Below are 26,228 nucleotides of genomic sequence, written 5' to 3' on the forward strand. Positions count from 1 at the left end.
ATATCGCCGATCTGGTGGCGTGACCGAACTCCGCTCCGCGACTACCTTTGTGCCGCTTGTTCATTCCCAGATCAAGGCGTTGGGAAGGGAGGTGTCGACACGCCGCAACATCGTATAGCCGACGCCGGCGATCCCGCGGAAAAGACCAAGATTGAAGCGGCTGATTCCGCTGCTCCATCGGTAGTCGCCACTCGACCCGGCGGTTTGCACAACTTCCAGCAGCCGCTGGACGGCCTTTTCGCGAAGATCGCTGCAGACAAGCACACCGCCTGCGTCCCAAAAGAATTCGATGCTGCCCAGCGTCCCGCAGCAGAGCGTGTCGGTGGGTCCCGGCCACCCTCGCTCTGCTCCCGCGAGCGCGCGGCGGATGTCGGTCTGGATGAGTTGGCCACCCAGCGCCGTGTGTTTTTTCATCGCCGTCCGAGCCAGGCCGATGCCCGGGGCGCCGTTGCACCACTTGCAGCACCATGTGTCGCTGGAGCCGCTCGATGTGTCGGGCCAATTGCTGCGCTCGGCATCAAACGTCGCGTTCTCAAAGGCAATGCATTCTTCTGCTGCGCAGGCGAACTCCTGGATCCCGGTGGCTGAGGCGAGTGATGCCAATGCGTAGGCGAAGCCCGCCGCCCCATGCGGCAAGCCGTTGAGCGGGGTGTCAGAACCGGGCGCGGGCCAGCTGCGGCGGCCTACGGGGCCAACGCGGTGTTCGGCCAGCAGATGCCTTCCGCAACTGGTTGCGCGCTCAAGTGCGTCGCCGGAACCGGTCTGGCGGTATAGCCGAAGCAGACCCAAGATAGCGCCCGCACTGCCAGTCAGAACGTCGAGCTGCCGATCCGCTGAAATCCCGTCTGGGGTAATCAACTCCGCCGCCCGGTGAGCGTCCGAGAGCAGATCGTCGTCAGCAAGCAGCGCTGAGATTACCGCGAGGCTGTACACGATCGACCCCAGACCGAGCCCACCGCCCAGACCGAGCAAGCGTGCGATCTGTGAGGGGTTGCGGCCTCGGATGATTGCGCGGAGCCGGGTCAGGGCTGCGACGGCAAGCGTCATTGATGATGTGCTGTTCCTAACGGCAGCGTGTGCCGCGAGAAACATTGCAATACCGCATGTGCCGTTGTAGAGCTCGTCGCCGAGGGCGACAAGTTGCGATACCTCGGAGTCGCCGAGCCAGTCCAGGCCAATCCAGGCCGCGCCTGGCCCCTTGAAATGGGCGTGGTCGGATAGCGTTCGGGCGGCCGCGTCGGCTTCCACGGCGAAGACTTCTTGGCTGGGCGCGCACGTTGTGACAATTCGCTGCAACCGGTTGGGCCCTGAGTCATGCGGTGCTCGTCTCAGGCTGCAGAGGCTCTGTCGAATTACCTCGGCCTGCCAAGCGATTTCCTCTTCGTCGAGGGCCTGGACGCGGGCGCGCGCACGGTCGAGGCCCGATGTCCCCTCTACACGAAACGAGGTTCCGGAGGCATCTCGGATTTCGTGACCGTCGCTGGCCGTCACGAAGTGCGGCACGTTCAACTCCACGACAGCTGCCCGCTCGACGCCTTGCAGCGGCCACAGGGGGTCGAAGTCATGCTGCCAGTCCGCCAGCCTGGCGGTAAAGTCTGCCTGAGCGGACCACATGACACCATCGTCCATCGTGCGGTGATCTTTGAGGCGTTGTAGCAGCATGTAGTAGAACCTCGTCGGCCGGGCGACTTTGCGGATCGTCAATCCGGCGAAGCCGTCGAAAAGGTCTTCCGGGCGCTGCCGTTGCAGGAACATCGCGTACTCGTTGAAACCCAACATGAAGTCGTCGACGTAATCGCCGAGCCGGGCATGATGGCCCTCGACATGCGGCAGGTTCGAAATCGCGGCAATATCAGCAACTTCCGTCGGCCGCATGGTGTCAGAATTGATACCGGTCCAGATGAGCTTGACGCGTGGAGCGGAGTTCGAGGTCACTCCACCAATGGAAAAGACTGTGTTGGAATGCTTGCCATAGACGGGAAGCAGACCGATCTCCTGGACCGAGTTGTTGAGCTTTTCCGTCGCGGCCTGGTGTGCGTGTCCCGCGTCGTCGTCGGCGTCCAGGCCACCGTTTGCTTCAGCGGCCTGAAGGATCATCTCGAGATCGATCGGTACCGGGTGGTCGCCGGTGGCGATGATGTTTTCTTGATGCATGTCGACGCCGACAAAGCAGTGGAAAAGTGCCAGCCACCCACCGGCGCGGCGGAAGTAACTCTGAAAGCTTTGCGGCTGTGGGCAACTCGTGTGACTGATGAACTCGGTCCAGCCATAGCCGGCGCGGGACAACACGCGTGCCGCCTTGAGGTCGAACGGAGCCTTGCGGTTCAGCCTCTCGACCAGTGCGTACCATGCTACGTCGACGGTAAGGTCCTTGGGCTTGTACACAACTCGCGAACCGTCGTCGAAGCGGATGATCCGGACAGTGCGGCCGAGGTTGTGCGGATCAGAGAGGTCACCATCGATACTGGTTATCTCGCAGCACTTGTCGACTTCAAGCAAGCCGTGACGAATCGCCGGCAAGTCGGTGTCGAGCCGTGTGATCAGTTCAGCTGATGTGTCGATCCACTGCCGGGCAAGTGAAGCCATCAGCCGCAGCAGGATAGGCTTGTCATCGAACAGGCGACGCAATCCGCCTGCCTTCAGCTCAGAAATGAACTCGTCGTAGCGCACTGTCGAGCCGTTCAGCGGCGCCTGTGCGTGATCGACTCGGTCCGGGGTATCGTTGGCGTCGCTTCGGGCCTTGGCGAAACGTTCGTATATCGCGGGGGCCGCAAGGTGTGACAGCTCGACCAAGAGCGAACGGTGCAGGGATGCGCGCGCCCGGCCGCCTATGTTCGCCTCCACGTGATTGTCAACAATCGACCAAAGACGCGCGTCCGCGGCGCTGACCACCGATTCCAGCAGATCGGCGAAAGGGCAAGAGTCCGCTTCGGGGATAAGGGATTTCGCGGGACTGTGCAGCGCTTCGTCAACCCAGACTGCGTCGTCGATCCACGTCGGTGCCGGTTGGGAAGCGTTGCGGCGGACGGTGGCGAACTTTGCCAACACGTCTTCGATCGATAGGCCGTCCCGTCCTAGCCGGCGGGCGAACAGCGACCAGTCGCCGCTGGCCGAGGACCGGCACCATGCCGCGAGACGACGGGCGGCCGACTCGCTGTCGCTCTTTTGGCCGGGTAATTGTTCGAATGCGTCAGACAGCAGCTCGTCGATGGTCGCAGCGCGAGTAATTAGGCGCTCGTAAAAAGCTTCCATCTCAATCTCCCGGATTACGCCCAACCGGCAGCGTCTGCAGCCGGCCAGCCAGCTACGAACTACGGCAACAGTACCTAACGGTCGCGTCGACGCTCGGATAAGACGGATTATCTATTGCCTGACTCCCGACCCACGCACATCATTCCCCGCTCGACCGAAAGGCCTGCGGGGAATGATGTCCACCAAAATCGGATAGCCCCGCAATGAGGCTAATCAGGAAGTTCCGTCACTTAGCCGTAGGCGTCAATATGGTGGCCACTACGCGCATGGCGCCGGCACTTTCCAATGCCTCATCCGAACAGCTGGGGGTCAGGACGTCATCGATGCGGTCGAAGGTAAACACTGCGCTCATGTCGATCTTCTTTCGTTGAGTTGGTGGAGCCGCACATAGCGGCCCAGAAGTGGGCTTTATGTGAACTCCTGAACGCCACGACGGTAGCCCGACACGATCGCTCTTGGCCGCCCTGCTGTCGGGGTTCTTGCCCCCCTGCTACCTGATATTCGGCAGGTTTCAGAGGCGCACCGCAAGGCATGAGCGCGCATATTTAGATCGGACACACCCGACTTGGCACGTATTTCCGTGTCAGCACCTGTTGATCGGCCGTTGATGGCGACGGTGCCGCATCAGCCAACACCCGAACAAGTCTCTGCGACTAGGACACGACTCCTAGATACCGGGCAGCAGGGGGACGAGAAGCCCGACAGCAGGGGGGACACCAGTGATTGCGTCGAATTACCGTTGTGGCGTCCAGGAGCCATCTCATTTGGCACCAATGTATGCAAAGCGGAGGCAGCACACGATGAGCACAATGCGCACCCCTGAGGACACCTTGGACATCAATACAAATGTCGGGAATACTTCGGTAATGGTGGCTGGCGCCCTGGCCGTTGAAACCGACCGATCCAAACTGTTAATCCGCGACCCGTACGGCAAGTCACTGATTGCCAGCGTCGGCCCAATTCTTCACAGTCGGGAACTCCTGCAGTCCTCCGCCGAATATGGACGGACTGTTGCTCTCCGGCAGCACGTTCAGATCTCTTCCGGCGCAGACCATCTCGAGGTTGATCGCCCTCAGGCCCTCGAAGCGGGTGGATGCGATACAACTCGGAATGAGGCGGAAGCCTCTCTGGATCTGCTCCTTCCCGCACGGATACGCGAGTCCATCGAGCTGAACTACTACTCGAAAGTGAACGCGGGCCTCTCTCTGGGACAGGTGGTGAGGGATCCGAGCTTCCTCCAGGACCCGTTCAGCCATCTGGCGCTGTTCCCGGATCACGGCGTAATTCACATGCGTGACGTCGCCCACCGCATCGTTGACCTGATCGAGAATGTGTCGAAAATCAAGCTCTCCGAGCGCAGCCCGCTTCGCCTGGACTTCATGAAGAGCTACGGCTGCCTGATCGCCTACGCACACGACATCGGGATGTCCGACCTGAATCCATTCGGGCGAACGGTGCATGCGGAGTTCGGCGCTCACGAAGCCTTCGGGGCGGTCTTCGACGAGATCGTCGACATTCTCTGGACGGCGAACGTTGGGAACCTGGCCTGGCGCGTGCTCCGGCTGACCAGCGCTGGCGTCTTCGAAGGATCGCCGCAACGGATCCTGCGGGAGCTTGTCGCCCTCGCCTTCGCACATAGCAAAAGCGCCGTCCCCATCGCCACGCTGAACAACACCAAGGCGTTGCGCAAGGTCATGCTCCATGTTCTGGGCCGTCCTCTCGAGGCCTTGTATCACGAGAAGCAGCTGAAGAAGAGCCGGACGGACGACGAGCGCGCTCACCACCAGGCCGCTCGCCAAGAGGCCATCAGCCCGAAGGCCTTGGCAGAGCACCGGGCTGTCCTGCTCTCGGGTCACTACACCGACTTCGAGGCCACGGCCTTTGCCTGGTTGGACGTCAAGGTGCCGCAGGCCCTCGAGTTCATTGTCGACGTCGTGGACGCGATCCGTTACCTGCGCTGTGCCGATGCACTGCGACAGCGGGGAACCGAGCTCAGGACCTCCGGGAGCTACCAGATCTTCATCGACCAGCAGACCGCTAATGCCGTCTACGCCCTGCGTGACAGCGAGGGACGCACCTTCCTGCTCGAGGGAGAGAGTCCGCTCAATGCGGGCGAGGCCAACCTCGCCGGCGCCGAAGTCACTCAGGAAGGCGACTTGCGGCTCGCGTTCTATCGGGGCTGCTTCGGATCGGATGAGGCCGTGCGCCGCGCCGCACACAATGCTTCCGTCGTGGTCGATGACATCCAGGCCGACGTCGTGGAGAGCTTCGTTGGAGTCGAGGGTGCACAAGACTCTCCGCACCGTGGCTGCGTACTCCTGGAACATACCGAGGACAATCCCGATTTCGCGCCGCTGGTCGCGGATCTGGTGGTTAAGCGAAGCCCGGGGCTTAAGGATCGTGTTCGGTGCGTACCGGCGCTACGCGACGCTCCCGAGCCGGAGCGTCGGCGTTTCCTCGCGGCCCACGCGATCGAATGGGACCGCGAGAAGCGCACCACCTTCCTGCGCAACGTAGCGACCCGTGGTTACAAGACCGACCATATCGATATCGACCTCGGCTTCCGCGACGCACGCCTGGGACATCTCGTAAACGGGGAGTGTCTAACGCAAGCCGGTGCACGGGCGAGCTTCGTCTACATCGCGCTGACGTCAGGACTTCGGGGTTGGCCTACGGGAGGCTACGAATCCTTCCGGATCCACCCGTGGGAGCTCCTGGGCATCACGGGCGTTATCAGAGGCGACTTTCGAGTTGCCACGGTCGTTGCGGAGAGCGACGCAGACGTTCTCATCATCCCGAAGGACGTCTACCTTCGTCACTGGCATCGCAGTTACACGCCTGCGGAGTTCTGCGATCTCATGCGCACGATCGGGCAGCCGGAACATCAGCAACCTGCGGCGCGGGCCGGGTAGCTGATCATGGCGACCGACCCGGCACGCGTCAACAACTCAGAGCGATGGCGCGTTACAAACCCCTGGCACACGCTGTGGGCGATGATGGTCGGCTTCTTCTTGATCATGGTCGACTCGACGGTCGTTCCCGTCGCAAACCTGACCATCATGGCCGACTTGCGCATCGGGTACGACACCGTGATCTGGGTGACCAGTGCCTACTTGCTGGGCTATGCGGTGGTGTTGCTGGTGGCCGGCCGACTCGGTGACAGGTACGGGCCTAAGAACCTCTACCTGATCGGTCTGGCGGTGTTCACCGTCGCCTCGATGTGGTGTGGGTTGTCTGGCAGCGCCGCCATGCTGATTGCCGCGCGAGTCGTACAGGGGGTCGGCGCCGGGCTGCTGACCCCGCAGACGTTGTCGACGATCACCCGGATATTCCCGACGCACCGCCGCGGTGCCGCGATCAGCGCATGGGGTGCCACCGCCGGCGTCGCCAGCTTGGTGGGGCCGCTGGCCGGGGGCGCGCTGGTCGGTGAGCTGGGTTGGCAGTGGATCTTCTTCATTAACATCCCCATCGGCATCATCGGCCTGGTGCTGGCCTTTTCGCTGGTCCCGGTGCTACCCACCTACCCGCACCGATTCGACCTGATTGGTGTCGCGCTATCCGGGGTGGGCATGTTTCTCATCGTCTTCGGGCTGCAGCAGGGCGAGTCCGCTGACTGGGCGCCGTGGATCTGGGCGACGATCGTTGGCGGCGCCGGGTTCTTGGCGACGTTCACCTGCTGGCAGTCATTCAACAGCCGCGAGCCGCTCATCCCGCTGGAGATCTTCCGTCACCGGAACTTCAGCCTGTGCAACGTCGGGGTGGCGATTACGGCGTTCGCAACAACGGGAATGGTGCTGCCGATGACGTTCTATGCGCAGGCGGTGTGCGGGCTGTCGCCGATGCGCACGGCCCTGCTAATGGCGCCGATGGCGATCACGAACGGTGTATTCGCGCCATTGGTCGGCAGGATCTCCGATCGGTTCCATCCGCGGCCGGTGATCGGTTTCGGTTTTTCGGTGCTGGTGATCTCGATAACGTGGCTTTCGTTCGAGATGGCCCCGGGCACGCCGATTTGGCGGCTGGCGTTACCGTTCAGCGTCATTGGTGTCGGGATGGAGTTCGTGTGGTCTCCGCTGGCCGCCACCGCGACCCGCAGCTTGCCGCCGCACCTGGCCGGCGCGAGCGCTGGGGCTTATAACGCGGTCCGCCAGCTTGGCGCCGTGCTCGGGAGTTCGGCCATGGCCGCGTTCATGACATCGCGGATCAGTGCAGAGATGCCGCACGGCGGGCATGCCCCCGCTGGGGACGGTGGTGCCGCCGCCTTGAAACTGCCCGAGTTCCTGCACGAGCCGTTCTCAGCGGCGATGTCGCAGTCGATCATGCTGCCCGCGTCCATCGCATTGTTGGGCATCGTTGCCGCGCTGTTCTTAGTCGGCTTCGCGCCTTTGGTATTGACCCGGCAAGGCAACGGACAGCCCGGCCAGGTGTCCAACGTCACCACCACACCCGCGAGTCTTTTGAGGTCGTATCCGGCTGTATCGAACACCGAACACGTTGGCGCATCAAGAAATTCGCACACACCGGACGCCGCTACCGCACCGTACAGATCTGCGCCGGCCAACACGTACTGACTGCCGTCGACCCCCTACCCGAGGACCTCCGCGACGCGATCACCCGTCGAAAGTCTTCGAAAGTCGTTGCGCCGATTGATTTTCACAACGCCTGCGGAAAACACCAATCATTCGGAATTGGGTGGGGAGATCGCCATCATCGCGGCTCAATCCACAGCTGAAGTCGACGAGGCACAGGTACTGGCCGCAGCCCCAGCGCCACCGTGGCGCCGCGGTCCCGCTCGGCATTCTCGTCGACCGGCCGCACCCGGTAACCGCCGAACAACGCGGCGAGCACGGCCCTCATCTCGCCTTGAGCGAACGTGGCACCGAGACAACGGCGAACACCGCCACCGTAAGGGATCCAGGCATACATCCCGCCGTGCTCCTCGAGGAACCGCTCAGGACGGAACCGTTGTGGATCAGGGTAGATTTCCGGGCGCCGGTGCATCAGATAGATCGAGGGCACCACGGTCACCCCGGCCGGCAACGGCGCGCCGCCGATTTCCATCGGTGCCTTCAGACGCCGCGCGACCAGTGAGAACACTGGCCGCAAGCGCAACGTCTCCTTCACGACGGCGTCGATGAACTCGTGCCGGCCGGCCTGGATCTCTTCAATAAGCCGGGACTGCACGTCGGGATGGCGGACCACCCACTCCACCGCCGACGCGAGCGCGGTCGCCGTGGATTCGTGACCGGCCAACAGCAGCGTCATTAATTCATCACGAATCTCGACATCGCTCAACGGCTGGCCATCCGCGTTCCGGGCCCGCAGCAGCACGGACAGAACGTCGGTGCGTTCATCCAGGTCGTCCGCTCGACGTCGGTCACCGATCTCGGCGTAGAGCAAGCGGTCGACGCCGCTGAGCAACTTGCGTGTCAGCGCCGACCTTATCCGCTGGGGGCTGAGGACCAGCAAGAGCAGCCGGCCTGGAGTACCCACCGTCGTCGTCAGCATCCGCACCAGTTCCGCTCGCAGCGGGTGGTGTGCACCGTCTGAAAGTCCGAACACCGCGCGCAGAATGACCTCCAGCGTCAACGCCTGGATTCGAGGGTGCACTTGCACCGGTTCGCCGCGGGGCCAGCGCGCGATTTCAGTTTCGGCGATAGCTGTCATCGTGTCCGCGTAGGACCGCAAGTGGGTGCCGCGAAACGGCGGCACCAGCAGCTGACGCTGTTCCCTATGTGCGTTTCCATCGAGAAGGAGCACCGAGTTCGCGCCCACCACCGGCAACAGGATGCGATTTGCCTCCCCAGCCTGCAGCAGCTCCGGCGGCCCCGTGAAGACCTGCTTAACGGCATCCGGATGGGACACCATCACCCAGGTCCCTTCACCGGCCAGCCTTAGTGTGAACGTGTCGCCGTAGCGAGCCGCCGAACGCTCCATGAACCTCCAGGGGCTGGCTATCCACGCCGCGGTCTGAACGCTGACCGGGAGTCGGGGACCGGGCGGCAGCCCGCCGATAGTCACGCGATTACCCGCAACTCGGACGCTGGTAATGATCTGACCCACACGTAGAGCTCATGTGAAAACTGGTGTCGGTCAGGCGTGTGACGCTCGAGCAATTCCTGGTAATTGAGTGATCGGAGAAAGTCGCCGATTCATCAGAAATCCGTATGCCGTCATCGCAGTCCGGGACAATAACTAAGCCCATGTCGATCTTCCCTCATCGAATTGGTGGAGCTGCACATAGCGGCGCAAAAAAAGGCGTTATGTGAACATCTGAACGCCACAACACGGTAGCCCGACAGATACACCGTTCGCCCCCCTGCTGCCCCGTATAACGCTGTTACCGGCAGCCTCCATCAGGGCATGGCGCTGGAGACCCGCCTCTTCCCCGCGGTGGCATAAAGCCTGCTTACCACGGACCGGACGACGCAGTGGAACACAATTTGCGGCCGGCTTACGGCTCAAAGGCCGGAAGAATAGAGCCCGAATCGCGGATCTCCCAAATGCTGGCTTTGGTGATGCCGTCAAAATTTATCTTGTCCAACGTTGCTTTCGAGTACGTGAGGTCGATGGCAACCCGAGTTGACGTATTGCCGTACGGGTCGGTCATCGGGAAGGTGCCCTGAATGTTCACCGCGGAAGCGTCTGGATAGGTCGCTCGCGCGTACTTCAGAATAGTGATGGTGTCGAGCCGCGCACCGTCCCTGATCATCTGCTCGGTGTAGTTGTCGCGAATGGCGAATCGGGCGTCGACCACGTCGCCGTTTGGGCCCGGAGCAGTGCTGAAGGTGACTCCGTCCGGCTTCTTGGGGCTAGCCGGTGTCGACGGCGCCACCTGACTCGTCGTCAGCGTCGGCGCCGTGGTCGAAGTGCTAGACGAGGATTCTTTCTTGTCGTCAAAATTCCAGCTTTTGCCAACGATGAAGAAGAGAACTATCGCAGCGAGAGCCGCCAGGACCAGGGCCGCTTTTCCGGAGCCGCCCTTTTTCGGCGGATCCGTGGCGAAGGCCCACTCTCCGGTCCAATTTTTGCCGTCGAAGTACCGCTGCAATCCATGGCCTACCCCCGCGGGATCGGGGTACCAGCCCGGCGCCGAGCCGCGAGGAGGCGGCGCCTGTTCAGATGGCATCTATCCATTTTCCTTCAGTCCTCGCCATCGCAACCTCTTTCGCCGACTGAAGGACTACCCGAAGTCCGGGCGAGGTGAACTGAACATGACCCGGGCGTGACGGTTCGGCACGATGTCCAGCGATTCGATGCGCCGCGGTGTCGGGTGCAGGCTATGAATCTACGGTGAGCAACCACCAGGTGAACCTGACCCAGCAGGAAAGCTCGTTGATCGGCGAGAGCCATACCGAGGCACTCGCCCGCATGGACGAGACGGCGGTGAAGGAATTGCAGACCCGGCTCAGGCAGGCGCGCGAAAAGAACTTCAACCTGTTGCGACGCCAGGGCGCGGCTCGAGTGGAAACCGAAGGTGCCCGCGGCGCCGCGCAGCCCGCCAACGAGAAGCGGGGCGAAAAGGTGGAGATCTTCGACGAGGCACTGGCACGGGTGAGCGAACGCCTTGACGCTACCCGCGACGTCGAGTAGCTGCCCGAGGCCTCCGGAGCGGCGGCCGTCGCCGCGCCGGGTAGCGGCCTCGAGGATAAAGTGGCGGCGGTGGAGTTGCAGGTAGTGCTGGCGCGTGGTGCGCGGTGACGGAGCCCTGCGCCGATGCCGCTCTGGCCGCCGAAGTCATGCGGTCCGACGAGGCCGCCACCGCGGGCTACCGGGAGTGGTTGGCTGCCGCGCAGCGGGCCGGCCGCCGAGTGCTGCGGGAGCCGCACGGCGGGTACACGTTGTGGCGTCGCGACGATGTACTCGCCGCCATGCGCGATGGCGAAGTGTTCGGTACCCGCCAGGGTGAACTGATGCCCGGCAATTTGCCGTTCGGCCCGTACCGGGAAATCCTGCTCGACCTGTTCAATCCGGGCAGTTCACGGGAAATGCTGAAACCCGTACGAGGGCTCGTCGAAGAATGCATTGGTGACATAGCGGCGCGTCTGAACCGCTGCGATGGTGTGCAGGTCGCTGATGTTGTGTGCCGCGCCGCCTCCATGTCGGCCTGCGGGGTGCCGCCGCAGGTTCCTCTGGAAACCGTCAGCCCGGCCGTGGTGGGCACGATCCGGCGCGCGCCGCTGGGCGGCGCCGATGTGATCACCCGCCTCGCCACCGAACCCCTTTCCGACGATGAGGTATTGGGACTGATGGGCTCGGTGGTCCGCGGTTTCATGTTCGCGTCCTTCCCCATCAAGGCCGGGCTGGCGGTGTTGGCGCGAAGGCCGGTGCTTCAGCAGGAGCTGCGCGAAAACCCGGGCCGGCAAAGTCATTTCATCGAGGAGTTGCTGCGGCTGGATGGGGGAGCGAAGACCGTCTCGCGAATCACCACCCGCAGCGTGACGGTCGGCGAAACCACCATCCCAGCCGGTTGCCCTGTGGAATTGTGTGTCGGTCTGGTCCACCGCGACGAGACCGACGAGATGTCGGGTCACGACATGAAACTGGATGGCGCGCACCGGCATTGGAGTTTCGGCGGAGGTCCGCATCGGTGCCCGGCGTCGCACCTGGCCAGGGAGCTACTCGGCGATTTCTTTGCGGTGTGGCTTGCCGAGATCCCGTTTTTCGGATTCGACTGGAACGGCGGCGACATCCCCAGAGCCTGGCATCCCAGACCCTACGGCCCGTTTTCGGGCGCAGTCTTCGACGGTTGGGTGCCGGGTTCTGTGCCACTGAGGTGGTGATCGAGGCTGTGCGGCAACACTATTGGCACCGCGCGCTACGGAAGCTGACCTTGATGGCTTGGGCAGTAGACGGTCACCGATGCGGTGATGAATTTCACAGCGGTGCGATTGACACGATCGGCAACCAGGCGCAAAGACGGATTAGCCGAAAACGTCGTGTTCATCTCCTCGTCGACCACCGACTGGAACGAGGCGCCGCCATCGAGTTCGCTACAGATTTCGTGCGCTCGGTAGACGAGCCCGGGCACGTTATCGATGACGGGAATCTGAAGTTGCGCGAGCAACGCCACAAACTGATCCTGCTGGCTATCGGCGTCCGCGGTGCCTGCGCACATAATCGCGGCGGTCAGCACCCCCGACGCGCTAACCAGAGTGTTTGCCAGGCTGGTGATATGGGCACGCACGGCAAGTTTCCCGTTCTTCCGGTATCACCCGCTCGACGTCTAACCGAATCGACACCAAGCGGTAACAATGACGGCGGCTGGCGCCTGCGATGATGGACATCGTAACTGCTTGTAACCGTGAATCACCACTGGACCATCGCGCGAACCCGCAGGTGAGGGGGGCGGCGCGACGGCCGCGAAGGCATGCTCAGGGTACGCTGATCACCGCCGCGATCGTCAGCGGCTTGAGCGTGGTTGGTGTTGCGCAGTTGCCCGCGAGGACCTGGCTCGGATCGGCGTCGGCATATTCGGCGGGCACGCACATCGGCGACTACTCGGCGAACGCGTTGTTGCCAGCTCCGTTGGGGGAGATCACACCTGATCCACCGCCGGAGGTCCCGGCGGTGACGGTCAGGCCGCTCGAGCCGCCTGTTGTGGCACCGACACCTCGAGCACCGCAGCAGTCCCCACGCCAACCGCAGGCACCCGCACCGCCACAGCAGGTGCCCCCACCGGCACAGGATGCGCCAGCGCCAACGCCTGCGCCGCCGCCCCCACCTCCGCCGCCGCGTCCGCCGGGCGGCCATGTCCAGCTCTCGCCGTAAGGCGAGAACTGTCAAATCCCTAGCGCGTCGCCCGGGCGATCGTCTCCCAGATGTCCATGTCCTCGACGATGTTGTGCGCGCCGACCTGGACCTGCGGGCCGTAGCGGAAGATCAGCCCCGTCGCACCCGAGTCGATCCACAGCTGCACGCGCTCGGCGATCCGCTGGTGTGAACCGATCAGGAAGGCGGTGTCGACGTAGTCGTCGGGGACCGCGGCGAGCGCCTCCTCGCGGCGGCCCGCGGCGACGAGCTCGGCGAGCCGGTCGCACAGGCCGGTGAACCCGAGCGCCTCGGCTTGCAGGCGCATGTTCTCCGACCACTCCACGACGTAGGGGCGAAAGAGATCGATACCGGCCGCGACGTCGTCGGTGACGACGAGGTCGACGATCGCCCAGACGTCGAAGTCCTCGCGCTTTTTGCCGTCGGTCCGGCGCGCAAAGCCAGTGTCGAGCTGTGGCCCGAAGGTCGGCATCATCCCTGGCACGAAACCCCACGGGAACCAGCCGTCGGCGACCTCGGCGGTGAGTTCGACCATCTGCGGGCCGACCGCGGCGAGGTGAATCTCCGGCTCGAAGCCGGACTCGACGGACATCGACCACGGTTCGACGCCGAGCGCGCCCGCGCCGCTGTACGGGATGCTTGTCTCTGAGCTCTGGCAGCGCACGGGTTTGACGAGGCGAGTGCAGGACTGCTCCCAGTAGAGTTCGGTGCTCTCAATCGGGTTGCCGTGGGTGTCGCGCGCACCCTGGCCCGCGAACGCTTGACGCAGCACGCCTACGTAGTCACGCAGCCTGCGCACCGGTTTGCCCCACGGCCGCCCGTGCCAGCCCTCGGCGATGCTGGGAAATCCAGCGCCTACGCCCGCGATTACCCGCCCACCGCCTGCCATCGCGTCGATCGTCGTGAGGCCTTGCGCGAGTACGGTCGCGGGGCGCGCTGTCAGCGTCGCGATGTGGGTGCCGAGCCCGATCTTCGAAGTGTGGGCGGCGATGTAGGCGAGTGGCGTCAACGCGTCCGAACCGGCGCCCTCCGCCGTGAAGACCGCGTCGAATCCGAGGCGCTCGCAGCGCTTGATGCGCTCCAGCGGGACGGTAAAACGCCGGTTCTGCCAGGGCACCTCGCACGCAATCTTCGTCACAACTCTCCCGCCTATTGCGCTACCAGTTCCGCAGGTTCCATTACGGTGACGCACCGACGTTCGCCGAACCGATTGCGGCACTGCTAATTTCACACTCCGCCAAGTTCGCCCGTCGCGCAGCGGCAGTCGCGAAACGACACCGCCTGTTGCCAGGTCCCGCGGTGCTGACAGCACATCCCCAGTGGCCGACAAGCGTCCTAACAGCTGTGGATGTTGACGTTGGGTGACTTGAAAAAGCCCGGCCAGAATTTCTACCTCAGATGGGAGCACACCCACGCTGACGGGCAGAAATTTCTGAATAGAACCAATCATTGCGTGAGCTATTTTAAAACGCGAATTCCCGCCGCTGTGGCATTCGTTTATATGCGCCGGTATTTATAACCGGTCACGACAAGCATTGATGGACTCGCGATACCGTTAGCAAACGGCCGTTCGAATGGTGAGAGATGTCTCATAAATCGCGGTGATCTGTCGACATGTCTATCTCCGGACCGCCGCGCGGACCGTTGCGGTCGCTCGGTTCATCCTGGCTACACAGGTCTTGAACTGGTAGTTTCTTGCGCGACGGGTTGAGTCGTACGCGCCCGGTGTTCTCACACCAGCATGCGGCACAGTGACATTTCTTTTTTACGCCGCGATTACCCGCCGGGAACGCAACGCGAATAAGCCTCGCCAACAATGATCGCTATACCAAGTCGGGATTCAGAAGCGAAACGGGGGCGGATCCTGACATATTTCTAGCCGGAGACAGTGCGGTCTTTGTCGTTCAGACATATCGAATCGTTGGGGTATTTGTATTCCGTTGGGGCCACGGTGTGTTGCGGCGAGGCTGCAATATTGCGCCTTCCATCGCGGCCAAATGAGGGAGCGGAGGTAAGAGAATGTTGGACTTCGGCGCGTTGCCCCCGGAGATCAACTCGGGTCGGATGTATGTCGGTGCGGGAGCGGGACCGATGCTGGTCGCCGCCGCGGCGTGGGACGAGTTAGCTGCGGAGCTGTATTCCACGGCGGCTTCGTATGAATCGACGATTGAAGGCCTGACCGTTGGACCGTGGAGCGGTCCGTCCTCGATAGCGATGGCCGCCGCGGCCGCGCCGTATGTGCAGTGGATGCGCGCGACCGGCGCTCAGGCCGAGCAGGCGGCAAGCCAGGCCAAGCTCTCAGCGGGCGCCTATGAGGCGGCCTTCGCGGCGACGGTGCCGCCACCCGTCGTCGCGGCCAATCGCTCGTTGCTCGCGACGTTGGTCGCTACCAACTTGCTGGGCCAAAACACTACGGCGATCGCGGCGACCGAAGCGCATTACATGCTGATGTGGGCGCAGGATGCCGCGGCGATGTACACCTACGCCGGCTCGTCGGCGACCGCGTCACAGTTACCACCGTTCACCGACCCGCCGCAAACCACGAACGACTCAGGCTCGCAGATGCAAGCGGCCGCGTTGGCCCGGTCGAGCACCACGTCTGGGGCCAATACCGCGGCTCAGTCAGCTACTTCGAATGCGGTGCAACCACTTTCGGCGGCGGCAAGCGCAGCGGCCGATTCGTCGACAGGAGTGACGGTGCCGCCTTTCATAACCAACTGGAACACCTTTTGGGCGGCCGTCACCGGCGTGTTCTCGCCGCAGTCGTGGACCAGCATTCCTGGTGGTCCGTTCCTCTCGTTCGGGCAGGTGTACGCGTGGGGTCAGAACGGGCAGAGCGCCGCGGCGTATCTGGCCGGGCCGAAGTTCATCAAGGGGGCGTTGGCGCCGCTGACGAGTGGCGCCGGCGTCCATCCAATGCTCAGCTCGGCGGTCGGTGGCGGGCCCGCCACCGGGTCCATGGGTAGGGCGGCGTTGGTGGGAAGCATGTCGGTGCCACAGGGCTGGACCGATGCCGCACCGGCGATCAGAACGGTGGCCCAGGTGCTGCCTGCCGACTTGGCGGCCGCGCCGGCCGCCATGGTCGGTGAGGAAGGCGCTTTCAGCCAGATGGCTCTGTCCAGCCTGGCCGGCCGCGCCATCGCCGCCACCACAACCCACTCGGTTAGCGGCCGTGCCGCGACGGCAGCCGCGCTGGGCAGTCTGGTCGCCGAGGCCGACCCGGCAGCCGCCACCATCATCGTCATCCCGGCCCTGGAGGCGTGATCGCGATGAACACCACGCGCCGCAGCCCAGCACCAGCCAGCCAAGCGCCCGCCGCCAGGAAGGGGTAACGACATGTTTTACGGAGCCTTTCCGCCGGAGTTCAACTCGGGCCGGATGTACAGCGGTCCGGGAGTCGAGTCGCTGGTAGCGGCGGCGACGGCCTGGGAGAACCTGGCCGCTGAGTTGCAGTCCACCGCGACCGCCTACTCGTCGGTGCTGGCAAATCTGACCAGCGGGCCCTGGGTGGGCCCGTCGTCGCTTGCCATGGCGGCCGCCGCCGCCCCTTACATGGCCTGGATGCAGCAGACCGCGACTCAGGCCACGCAGACCGCGCAGCAGGCCGGCCAGGCGGCGGCCGCGTACGAAACGGCATTCGCCGCGCACGTGCCGCCACCGCTGATCGCGGCCAACCGTGAACTGCTCGCGCAACTGATGGCAACCAACGTGCTCGGGCAGAACACCGGAGCGATTGCGGCCGCCGAAGCGCAATACGGCGAAATGTGGGCCCAGGACGCCGAGGCGATGGACACCTACTTCGCCTCCTCGGCTACCACCTCCAACAACTTGACGGAATTCAGCCCGGCGCCGAAGACGACCAACGAGGAGGGTTCGGCGACGCAGGCGGCCGCGGTGACCACGTCGAGCAGCAATGCGGCCGGCAACGCGGCAAATTCGGTGGCCGCGGCGGCCACCACCCCTAGCGGTTACAGCGGGCCGCTGGCGTGGCTGGCGCAGCTTGCCACCGATTACCAGAACTTCTGGTCAAGCCTGCTCAACACGGTGCCGGGCGGCTCGGCTTTCTACACGGCGATGTACAACGCCGTGAAGGTTCCGCTCGGGCTTACCACGCAGTTCAACGACATCGGGCTGCTGATCAACTTCCCGGTGTCCCAGTGGCTCAAGTTCGCCCCACCGGTGGCATACGGCGCGCTGCCGAAGGACGCGCTGGGAGCCGGTCTGGGAGCGCTGGGATTCACCCGAGGCACGCTGTTCGACGCGATCTCTCCGACGGCCGGATTTGCACGTGGCACTTTGGTAGGGGCGTTGACTGTTCCACCCAGCTGGGCCTCGGCCACCCCGGCGATCAGGACGGTCGCTGCGGCGTTGACCGCCGCCGGGCCCCAGGTCATTCCAGCGGCCGCAGTCGGCGCGGGAAGCCTGTTCAGCTCCATGGGTATGGCGGGGATGTTGGGGAGCGCCATGGGCGCCGGAGGTCCCACTCTGGTGCGCAACGGCATTCGCAATCGGATGACCCCAATCAAGGATCTGAAGGACAAGAACTCGCCGGAGCATCTCAAACGTCTGGTCGCCCAGATATCGGAGAAGCCCGAAACCGTGCAGCACCACGATGTAGATCAAGAAGGTCTCGACGCACTGCTCGAACAGCTGGCCAAGAAGCCCGGTATCCATGCGGTGCACCTGAAAAATGGTAATCCTAAAGTCATTTCGTCCTAGGAAGTGCAATCGGGCTAGGGGACAACTTAATTCGTCAACACGAGAGAAGGTAACTGATGAAACGCCTCACGATATTGCTCGCAGTTCTCGCCATGATTGGCCTCGCGGCGCCTGCGTATGCTGATCCCGCTCCCGAACCGGACGGCGACGACGCCGGTTTCATCGCCGCGCTGCATCAAGCTGGATTCAGCTTTTCCAGCGAAGGTTCGGCCGTATCCGCGGGCCGCGCGGTGTGCTCGTGTCTGAACAACGGCGAGGACAACTTGGAGCTGCTGAACGACGTAAAGAGCCACAACCCCGGTATCGATATGGAGATGGCATCCAACTTCGCCTTGATCTCCGCGAAGTTCTACTGCCCGCATCAACTCTCCAAGGCCTGACCAAAACACGCGATGGGCTGCGGATACGCGCGGCCGGACGACCCTCCTGACTCGAACGCGCAGCATGCTCCGCGGCAGGAGGAAGTGATGTCACCCACTATCTGATGATACGTGCATCAGATAGAATATCGTGGTCGCATGACCAAGATTGGCAATCCTGGCATCGGCGGGACACGCCGAGACAACGTAGTGATCGTCGGAGCCGGCCCCCTTGGGCGTCGCGACAGCCGTTAGCCTTCTTGACCGCGGAATCAGCCCGACCTTGATTGATCGCGCCGACGAGGTAGCCAGCAGATGGCGCAACTACACCAGCATGACCGGACTCATGACTGGCAAATGGTTTTCGCACATACCGGGGCGTCCGTACCCGAGACACACGCCTCGGTTTCCGAGCTGTGATCAAGTGGCGGAGTACTTCAATCGTCACGCGCACCGTGATGGTATCGAGTTGAGGCTTGGCACCGATGTGAAGAGGATCGACAGATGGGGGAGTAAATGGCGTCTGACGACATCTGGGGGTGTGATCGAGGCGGGTGAGGTGGTAGTCGCTACCGCGTATGCCAATATTCCGTACCTTCCAAAGATGAAGGATATGAACAAATTTCGTGGTGAGTTATTACACACCTCGTCTTTCGGCGAGCCAGATCGCTACCGCGGCAAGCGGGTATTGGTTATCGGTGCGGGCCCGTCAGGTCTGCAAGCAGCACACGACATTGCTCCAGTCGCTGACAAAGTATGGTTGGCTGTACGAACACCTCCGAACCTCGTTGCGCGCCAATCATTCTGGGGAAATTCGGTCGACATCGTCGCTGGGCCGTTGTTCCACGCGCCGGTTCGTGCCGCCGATGCGATCGCCCGATTTGTGCAGCGGCGCACCATCGGTGACCTGACACGCTATGGGTTGCCGTTTCCCGATGAAGGTCCGTTCACGCTCGCGGCACGCAATGTCCCCGTCGCCGTCGTCGACATGGAGGTGATCGCCAGTGTGCGGAATGGGGCCGTAGAAGTCGTCAGTACAATCGAGCGATTTCACGGCACGAGTGTCACGCTGGTCGACGGGATGAAGCTAGAGCCCGATGTCGTGATCTGTGCGACTGGCTATCGAACTGGGCTGGGGCCGCTGGTCGGCCACCTCGACGTCCTCGATAAGGACGAAGTGCCAATACGATTCGCGCCAGAACCCGCAGCGAACGGATTGTGGTTCATCGGGTATCAGCGAAGGCCCGCACTGATCGGCCATGCCGCTAGACAGTCGCGGCGCCTCGCCAAGTGCATAGCAGCACGTGAGCCGGCGGCACAATCTGCCTAAGCCGCGGATTCGAGTCCGGTCAGTCCGGCACTCGCGGCGGCCGATACCTCAGGTGCAAAGGCTTGGGGCGTCGCACACATTGCCGGGGCAATACGTCGAGTGAGCGGCGTTCACCATGGTTCCCACGTCGAGCAGCGTCACGCCCCGTTTGTCCAAGTGAGTGTGGACCTCGTCGGCAATCTGTTGTGGCGTCCAACCCCAAGTCAGGTCGTAGCAGATGAGGTGCGCCTCGCCGATGAGTGCCTCTTCTGTGTTGGGAGGCCAAGTCAGACCGACGGCGCGCAGTTGCGCAAGGTACGCATTGTCCTGGGCCGTCGTGGCAGTCGCGACAGCAGCGCTACAGGTAAGCGCAGCGCCAGCCATCAGGGGGACAGCAAGTCTGGCCAGCAAGCGAGGTGAGGGCATTTGATCCGCTTTCTTTTCTCTTCGCGTCAATGAGGCTGCCAGTAGTGTGCGGCTCCAAAGCAGCAGAAGTACCAAGAATAGCGAAAGCCCGCAACGGCCGGATCCCTGCAGACTTGGCTACCCAGTCGCCGCGAAAGGGAGGCGCTCATTGGCCAGGCGCCGATGTGTCGGGGACGAATCCCCGGCGTGTAGCGCCGTCGCGTTGTTCCACGAGCGGTCGTAAAAGACGACACGGCACGAGCCGTTGCGGCACTCTTTCAACCGCGTCCATGCCCCCGAGTGCTGGCTCAGCAACACCTCGCTGCAAATGGCGGCCGCCCACCATCGCCATCCGTCACCGGCTGGCTGCCAATGTAAATCGCCATCGATAGAGAGCATGAAGTTGGCGGCGCCGAGATCACCGCACGCTGCGGCGGCGGTGCAGATGCCCGACACCAATGCGCGAACGCGGGCACGCAGTTGGGCGTCGTCGCCGTCGGCCAGCACGGGCGGGCGCGGCTCGATACCGCGTTCCAGCGACCAGACCCGGGCGGCTCGCGTCGACCAGTCCTCGGCCTGTTTAGCGTCGCCGAGCAGATCTGCGGCCGGCACAGCACCCGTGTTCAGGAAGTCCTCGACCAGTGCCAAGCCGTGCGGCGCAGGCCGCAGGCCGAAATGCGTGGTCGCCTGCCATTCGCCCGTGCGAAGATTGGGGTCGGCTGCCCAGCCGATGTCGGCACCTGTTGACATGATTGCCCTTTCGTTGAATTCCTTGCTGTTGGATCGCTTTAGAACTGATGCGTCGAGCTGCGGTGGGTGGTGCGCCAGCGCAGAGCATGACCTCGGCGGCCGTGCCGACGCGGCGGACCGTACTGTCGTGTAACACCTCGACGCCGGTTCCTGATTGCTCTGGAAGTCAAACTGGTCACCAATGCATTCGGAACAACGGTGGGTTCGGTTTGTCCAGATGCGACGCGATGTAGGTGGGAATATCGATCGGCATTTCCCGTTGCATCAACGCTAGTGACCTCGCTGACTTCAGGAGACCCAGATGGGACTGCTCGACCACAAGATCGCTGTCGTCACCGGTGCCAACTCAGGCATCGGCTTAGCCACCGCCGAGTGCTTCATCGCCGAAGGTGTCGACAAGGTGTTCATCACTGGGCGGCGCCAGACCGAACTGGACTCCGCAGCAAAGAAATTGGGTTCTCGCGCGATCGCCGTGGTCGGTGATGTCGGAAAACCGGAGGATCTGGACCGGCTCTATGCCAAGGTCGAGGCGGCGGGCAAGGGCGTTGATATCGTCATGGCCAACGCCGGGGCCACCACGGTCTCGCGTCTCGGCGAGATCACCGACGACGACCTCGACGCGCTGCTGACGACCAACGTCAAAGGGGTCGTGTACACGGTCCAAAAAGCGCTCCCGTTACTCAACGACAACGCCTCGATCATTTTGACCGGATCCACCACCGCAGATCGCGGTCGTCCCGGGCTCAGCATCTACGCCGCCACCAAAGCCGCTGTGCGCTCGCTGGCCCGCACCTGGGCCAGCGAACTTGCCGACCGCAACATTCGGGTCAACGTCCTGGTCCCCGGATCCACCGCCACCCCGGGAAGCGACGCACTGGCTGCGCAAACCGATTCCAACGCGTCGATTCAAGACTTCCGCGCCGGTCGCGTTGCCACCATCCCGCTGGGGCGCTTCGCAGAACCCATCGAAATCGCCCACGCCGCAGTGTTTCTCGCCAGCGATCTATCCGGCTTTAGCACTGGATCAACGCTTACCGCCGACGGAGGATTCAACCAAGTCTGAGGATTTGGTATCGCCGGCGTCAATGCCCGCGAATACGTCAGTTTCGGCACCGGTATTCACGTCTGTCTGGGAGCGGCTCCGGCCCGCGGCAGCCGTCGCGTCCTAGGTGCACCGCCAGGCACCCGACACCCACCACGTTGTTCACCAGATCGCCGTCGAGGCCGACCGGCGACTCGGGTTATCCGGTTTGCGCGCATTTCTGTCCAGCGAACGCGTGACGCAAGCCCAATTGTCGACGGGCACTGCGGCCGCGCGGTAGCCATGAATCATGCACGAGCATGCGGCCGGTGCACGGCCCAGCCGACCTGACGCGACACCGGGAATGAGAAAGCCGATATGACTTCAACGTGGTCCGAGACAGGCATTACCACCGAGGAATTCGCCGATCGTGTTCGACGTAATCAGGAGAACCTTGGCACGGAGATGAAGGCCCATTACGACTTCATCGTGTGCGGGTCGGGTTCGTCGGGTTCCGTGGTAGCGCGTCGTCTGGCCGAGAATCCCGATGTGAGCGTGCTGGTCCTGGAAGCCGGCGGCTCCGACGAGGCGCCCGAGACACTCAGACCGGAAATGTGGCTGGCCAACCTGGGTAGCGAGCGCGACTGGAACTTCACCGCTGAACCCAGCTGCCACCTGAACGGACGAGCGATCCCATATTCCATGGGCAAGGTCCTGGGCGGGGGTTCGAGCATCAATGTCATGGTGTGGGCGCGCGGCCACAAGAACGACTGGGACTATTTCGCCGCCGAAGCCAAAGACGAGCGATGGAGCTACGAGTCGGTGCTCGCCATCTATCGCGACATTGAGGACTGGCATGGCACTGCCGACCCTGACCATCGTGGCACCGGTGGACCGGTATACGTCGAATCCGCTTCCAACCCAAGCCCAATCGCGACCGAAGGTCTTGTCGCCGCCGACTTACTCGGCATTCCGACCTTCGACCATCAAAACGGTAGCTTGATGGAGAGCGACGGCGGCGCGTCGATCGTCGATCTGCGCATCCGCAACGGATATCGCCAATCGGTCTTTCGCTCGTACCTTTTTCCGCTTATGGATCGGCCCAACGTCACGGTATTGAGCGGCGCACTGGTAACTCGAGTGAGATTCGACAAGGCCTCCGGCGGGTGGGCCGCCACCGGCGTGGAATTCGTTCACGACGGCAAACTGCATCGCGTCAGCGCGGGATCCGAAGTGGTGCTGTCGTTGGGGGCGATCCACACACCCAAGGTACTGATGCAATCGGGCATCGGCGATCGGGCCGAGCTGCGCCACCATGGCATCCCCGTGGTCCAGCATTTGCCTGGAGTCGGCCGTAACCTACAGGATCATCCCGCGTTTTCCTGCGTTTGGGAGAGTAAGACGCCCCTGCCGTGGCGCAATAGTGGCGGTGAGATGACCGTCTTCGCCAAGAGTGATTCAAGCTTGGACACCCCCGACCTTCAGGCGTACCAACTTGAGTTTCCGTATTCAAGCCGGGAAAATGCGGCCAAAATCGTTCTACCGGAATCGGGTTGGGCGATGTTGGGTGCTGTGGTGCGACCGAAAAGTCGCGGCCGAATCTATCTGACGGGACCCGACCCGCTCGACACGGTGCGGATTCACGCCAATCTGATGTCGCACCCCGACGACATCAAGGCGGCGATCGCCTGCATCGAACTGTGCCGCGAGATCGGCAATTCAGCGGCGCTCCGTCCGTTCAGCAAACGAGAGGTCATGCCAGGCAATCTCAATCACGTTCAGCTCGAGCGCTTCATCCGTACCGACGTCACTACCTATCACCACCAGACGTGTACGGCGAAAATGGGCAACGACAATATGTCGGTGGTCGACGGATCACTGAAAGTCTATGGAGTGCAGAACCTTCGGATCGCTGATGGATCCATCATGCCGCGCGTCACAACCGGCAACACCATGGCTCCATGCGTCATCATCGGCGAGCGTGCCGGCCAGATCCTGCGCGAGCGTCACGCCCTCTGAGGTCGTCCAAGGTGCGTTGTAATCGCCACGTGTGCAACAACATTGAGCGTCGCCCGAACTCAACTCGCGCTTTCGCGCACTGAGCCGAACTTACCATTGCGACTCTGCTCGGCGTTCACCCACCTCCAACGTCGCAACTGTGCCCAAGGTAACAGCTTTCGAATTGCTTGTGCAAAAGCCTGCGCTACCAACCTAATTAATGAAGCAGTCGTCGGTCACGGTCCCGCTGTACACGGGTGGTTACTCGAAGATTCCGGGATCGCGTGGTAACAAGGGGAATCTGGAAGCGTAAGGCAGCACGACCGAACGAATTCAGGGGAATCTTAAATGCATTTCGCGGTATTGCCGCCGGAGGTCAACTCCGGGCGCATGTACGCGGGGTCGGGAGCGGGCTCGATGTTGGCCGCGGCAACGGCGTGGGATGAACTGGCTAACGAGCTGCAGACCACGGCGGCCAATCTCGAGTCCGTAATTTCAGGACTCTCCAGCGAACCCTGGCAGGGCCCGTCGTCGGCGTCGATGGTGGCCGCGGCCGCGCCGCAGCTGGCATGGCTGAACACCACCGCTGCGCAGGCTACGCAGACCAGTGCCCAGGCAAACGCCGCGGCGGTGGCCTACGAGGCCGCGTTTGCGATGACGGTGCCTCCGCCCGTGATCGAGGCCAACCGTGCCGAGTTGACTTCACTGATCGCGACGAATCTGTTCGGCCAAAACGCGGCGGCGATCGCGGCGACTGAAGTCGCCTACTCCGAAATGTGGGCCCAGGACGTTGCCGCGATGTATGGCTATGCCGCCGAATCGCGAGCGGCCACCGAAGTGACGCCGTTCGCCTCGCCGGAGCAGACCACCGACCAGGGTGGGATCGCAGCGCAGAGTGCCGCGGCCGCGCAGGCTGCCGGTAGCGCGGCCGGGCAGGCACAAAGCGCGGTGTCCAGCGGTTCGATGACCGCGGCGCCGAATGCGCTACAAGCGCTGACCTCGCTGCCCGCGGGATCAACTGACTTTTCGCAGTTCTCCAATCCTTATGATCTGATTTCGCTCGGCTCCGGCCTGCTCGGAAACGGCCTCGGCCTGATCGGGTTGTCGGGTGCCGCGGGGTTCGTTTCCGAGGCCGAACATGAGATGTTCGGATCCGAGACGGTGTCGGCACCGCAGCCATCGGCAGCTGCATCGCAGCAAGGAGCGACGCCGGCCAGGCGTCTACCCGAAGAGGCGACAACAGTGTCGGCGGAAACGGGCCGCGCATCCTCCCTCGGTCGCTTGTCGGTGCCCCAGGGCTGGGCTTCGGCGGCCCCCGAAGTACGGCTGGTCGCGCAGGCGTCGCCGATGGCCAGTCCTGTCCCGACGACCGGCCCGAGCCCCGGTCTGTTCAGCGGAATGCCGGTTTTCGGCGGGGCACCGCTGATGCAATTGTCCGGACGTGGCGCCGGCGATTCCCGAGATCGTCGACAGGCAAACAAAGCTGACGCGCCCGGCATTCAGGTGCCTGCCGGCGAGACTTCGCGCGATCGCGGAACGGCAGTGGGCGATCGGCCTGGCGGAAGTGCTGCCGAGTTACGCGAAATGACGGATCTGCTGGGCAAGCTGGGCAGGCTCCGCGACAGTGGAGTATTAACCGATACCGAGTTCGACGAACAGAAGCAACGACTGCTCAGTAATCGCTAACCGCAGCCTGCGTTACGTTTATAGCCATGGTCAACGGTCCTGGTGAAGCCCCAGCCACCGGGCAGGGCGGGCACCAGCCGACGAGCCGGCTGCGCGACCAGCTTGACCTGCTGGAGGCGGCCCGCGATCAGATGGCCCAGCTGGTGCGAGTGATCGTCGAGATCAGTTCCGACCTGGATCTGGACGTGACGTTGCATCGAATTGTCAACGCGGCGCGAGAGTTGACCGGTGCCAGGTATGGGGCGCTGGGTATTCGCGCGTCCGACGGCGGCCTGGCGTCGTTCGTGCACGCCGGAGCGGACGACGCCATAGCGCGGCGGCTCGGCGATCTGTCGGTGGGCGAAGGCATCCGCATCGATGATTTGACCGTCGATTTGCAAGCCGGCGGGCTCGACGCGGATGGCCCGTCCGTGCGGGCATTGCTCGCGATCCCGATCATCGTGCGGGCAGCCGACTTTGGCGTCCTCTACCTTGCCGATGATCGGCCCGGCCACGTGTTTACCGATTCCCACGAGAGCGCGGTGCGCGCGTTGGCCACGGCGGCGACTGCTGCCATCGACAATGCACGGCTCTTCGAGCGAGAACGTGAATCGTCGAGGTGGACGAAGGCAAGTCGCGAGATCACCACCGCGCTGCTGTCCGGTGACCCACAAACGGGGCCGCTGCAGCTCATCGTCAACCGGGCGCTCGATTTGGCCGGTGCCGAACAGGCCATCTTGCTTGTGCCCCGCGAGCCGGATCGACCCCATGACGAGGTCGACACGCTGGTCGTGGCCGCCACCGCGGGCCGGTACGCCTCGCAGGTGATCGGTCGGCAGGTTCCGATGGACGGTTCCACTACGGGCGGCGTGGCGCGGCGCGGTTTACCCCTGATCACTGATTCCTTCCAATATCCGATCGAAGGGTTCACCGATGTCGGTGAACGCTCAGCCATCGTCATGCCACTGATTGCCGACGA

19 protein-coding genes and 1 pseudogene are annotated in these 26,228 nt (G+C 63.2%); 12 read left to right on the top strand and 8 right to left on the bottom strand.

Features of this window, described 5'->3' with window-relative positions; all coding sequences use genetic code 11:
* Positions 1 to 60: 60 nt before the first annotated feature.
* Positions 61 to 3,276 carry a type 2 lanthipeptide synthetase LanM gene (gene lanM, locus DB708_RS15215; protein ID WP_133251015.1) on the bottom strand — a complete coding sequence of 1,072 codons (3,216 nt, stop codon included), beginning with the start codon at positions 3,274 to 3,276 and terminating at the stop codon, positions 61 to 63.
* A 202-nt stretch (positions 3,277 to 3,478) separates the two neighbouring features.
* Positions 3,479 to 3,604, bottom strand: a complete 126-nt coding sequence (locus DB708_RS27985; RefSeq protein ID WP_261859444.1) for a hypothetical protein — start codon at positions 3,602 to 3,604, stop codon at positions 3,479 to 3,481.
* 457 nt (positions 3,605 to 4,061) lie between these two features.
* On the opposite strand from DB708_RS27985, the gene DB708_RS28315 reads away from it, so the two are divergent.
* The gene (locus DB708_RS28315) at positions 4,062 to 6,164 is read left to right on the top strand and encodes a hypothetical protein (RefSeq protein WP_133251016.1); all 2,103 of its coding nucleotides are present in this window, start codon (positions 4,062 to 4,064) and stop codon (positions 6,162 to 6,164) included.
* A gap of 6 nt (positions 6,165 to 6,170) precedes the next feature.
* Positions 6,171 to 7,655 (top strand): annotated as a pseudogene (locus DB708_RS15225) (MFS transporter); the annotation flags it as partial.
* A 304-nt stretch (positions 7,656 to 7,959) separates the two neighbouring features.
* On the opposite strand, the gene DB708_RS15235 reads toward DB708_RS15225, so the two are convergent.
* On the bottom strand, positions 7,960 to 9,273 hold the full coding sequence (locus tag DB708_RS15235; RefSeq protein WP_201263530.1) for a cytochrome P450: 1,314 nt from the start codon (positions 9,271 to 9,273) through the stop codon (positions 7,960 to 7,962).
* Between the two features lie 433 nt (positions 9,274 to 9,706).
* Entirely contained in the window at positions 9,707 to 10,381 is a 675-nt protein-coding gene (locus tag DB708_RS15240; RefSeq protein ID WP_108923124.1) for a DUF2510 domain-containing protein, read from the bottom strand.
* A 164-nt stretch (positions 10,382 to 10,545) separates the two neighbouring features.
* Here DB708_RS15240 and DB708_RS15245 point away from each other — a divergent pair, with 164 nt between their 5' ends.
* The gene (locus tag DB708_RS15245; RefSeq protein ID WP_108924287.1) at positions 10,546 to 10,845 is read left to right on the top strand and encodes a hypothetical protein; all 300 of its coding nucleotides are present in this window, start codon (positions 10,546 to 10,548) and stop codon (positions 10,843 to 10,845) included.
* Positions 10,846 to 10,949: 104 nt separating this feature from the next.
* On the top strand, positions 10,950 to 12,035 hold the full coding sequence (locus DB708_RS15250; protein WP_108923126.1) for a cytochrome P450 family protein: 1,086 nt from the start codon (positions 10,950 to 10,952) through the stop codon (positions 12,033 to 12,035).
* A 35-nt stretch (positions 12,036 to 12,070) separates the two neighbouring features.
* Here DB708_RS15250 and DB708_RS15255 read toward each other — a convergent pair whose 3' ends face one another.
* Together DB708_RS15255 and DB708_RS15260 are read right to left on the bottom strand one after the other, a co-directional pair.
* Positions 12,071 to 12,388 carry a DUF732 domain-containing protein gene (locus DB708_RS15255; protein WP_133251017.1) on the bottom strand — a complete coding sequence of 106 codons (318 nt, stop codon included), beginning with the start codon at positions 12,386 to 12,388 and terminating at the stop codon, positions 12,071 to 12,073.
* A gap of 654 nt (positions 12,389 to 13,042) precedes the next feature.
* Complete coding sequence (locus DB708_RS15260) at positions 13,043 to 14,161, bottom strand: LLM class flavin-dependent oxidoreductase (RefSeq protein WP_108923130.1); 1,119 nt, start codon at positions 14,159 to 14,161, stop codon at positions 13,043 to 13,045.
* 881 nt (positions 14,162 to 15,042) lie between these two features.
* Between DB708_RS15260 and DB708_RS15265 the strand changes: the two genes are divergently transcribed.
* From DB708_RS15265 to DB708_RS15280, 4 genes are all read left to right on the top strand, one after another.
* On the top strand, positions 15,043 to 16,287 hold the full coding sequence (locus tag DB708_RS15265; protein WP_108923132.1) for a PPE family protein: 1,245 nt from the start codon (positions 15,043 to 15,045) through the stop codon (positions 16,285 to 16,287).
* Between the two features lie 72 nt (positions 16,288 to 16,359).
* Positions 16,360 to 17,742: a PPE family protein gene (locus tag DB708_RS15270; protein WP_108923134.1), complete on the top strand. Its 1,383-nt coding sequence runs from the start codon at positions 16,360 to 16,362 to the stop codon at positions 17,740 to 17,742.
* A 53-nt stretch (positions 17,743 to 17,795) separates the two neighbouring features.
* The gene (locus tag DB708_RS15275) at positions 17,796 to 18,122 is read left to right on the top strand and encodes a DUF732 domain-containing protein (protein ID WP_409347610.1); all 327 of its coding nucleotides are present in this window, start codon (positions 17,796 to 17,798) and stop codon (positions 18,120 to 18,122) included.
* 262 nt (positions 18,123 to 18,384) lie between these two features.
* Complete coding sequence (locus DB708_RS15280) at positions 18,385 to 19,431, top strand: flavin-containing monooxygenase (RefSeq protein ID WP_235616829.1); 1,047 nt, start codon at positions 18,385 to 18,387, stop codon at positions 19,429 to 19,431.
* Positions 19,432 to 19,479: 48 nt separating this feature from the next.
* Here DB708_RS15280 and DB708_RS15285 read toward each other — a convergent pair whose 3' ends face one another.
* Entirely contained in the window at positions 19,480 to 19,794 is a 315-nt protein-coding gene (locus DB708_RS15285; RefSeq protein ID WP_235616775.1) for a DUF732 domain-containing protein, read from the bottom strand.
* A gap of 159 nt (positions 19,795 to 19,953) precedes the next feature.
* Entirely contained in the window at positions 19,954 to 20,565 is a 612-nt protein-coding gene (locus DB708_RS15290; RefSeq protein ID WP_108923140.1) for a peptide chain release factor 2, read from the bottom strand.
* A gap of 301 nt (positions 20,566 to 20,866) precedes the next feature.
* Between DB708_RS15290 and DB708_RS15295 the strand changes: the two genes are divergently transcribed.
* The 4 genes from DB708_RS15295 to DB708_RS15310 all read left to right on the top strand — a co-directional run.
* Positions 20,867 to 21,628, top strand: a complete 762-nt coding sequence (locus DB708_RS15295; RefSeq protein ID WP_108923142.1) for an SDR family NAD(P)-dependent oxidoreductase — start codon at positions 20,867 to 20,869, stop codon at positions 21,626 to 21,628.
* Positions 21,629 to 22,051: 423 nt separating this feature from the next.
* Positions 22,052 to 23,605: a GMC family oxidoreductase gene (locus DB708_RS15300; RefSeq protein ID WP_165839862.1), complete on the top strand. Its 1,554-nt coding sequence runs from the start codon at positions 22,052 to 22,054 to the stop codon at positions 23,603 to 23,605.
* A gap of 327 nt (positions 23,606 to 23,932) precedes the next feature.
* Positions 23,933 to 25,270 carry a PPE family protein, SVP subgroup gene (locus tag DB708_RS15305; RefSeq protein WP_108923146.1) on the top strand — a complete coding sequence of 446 codons (1,338 nt, stop codon included), beginning with the start codon at positions 23,933 to 23,935 and terminating at the stop codon, positions 25,268 to 25,270.
* Between the two features lie 131 nt (positions 25,271 to 25,401).
* Positions 25,402 to 26,228: GAF domain-containing protein (locus tag DB708_RS15310; protein WP_409347611.1), on the top strand; the 827-nt coding region annotated here is incomplete at its 3' end.

The sequence above is a fragment of the Mycobacterium montefiorense genome, assembly GCF_003112775.1.
GTDB classification, from domain to species: Bacteria; Actinomycetota; Actinomycetes; order Mycobacteriales; family Mycobacteriaceae; genus Mycobacterium; species Mycobacterium montefiorense.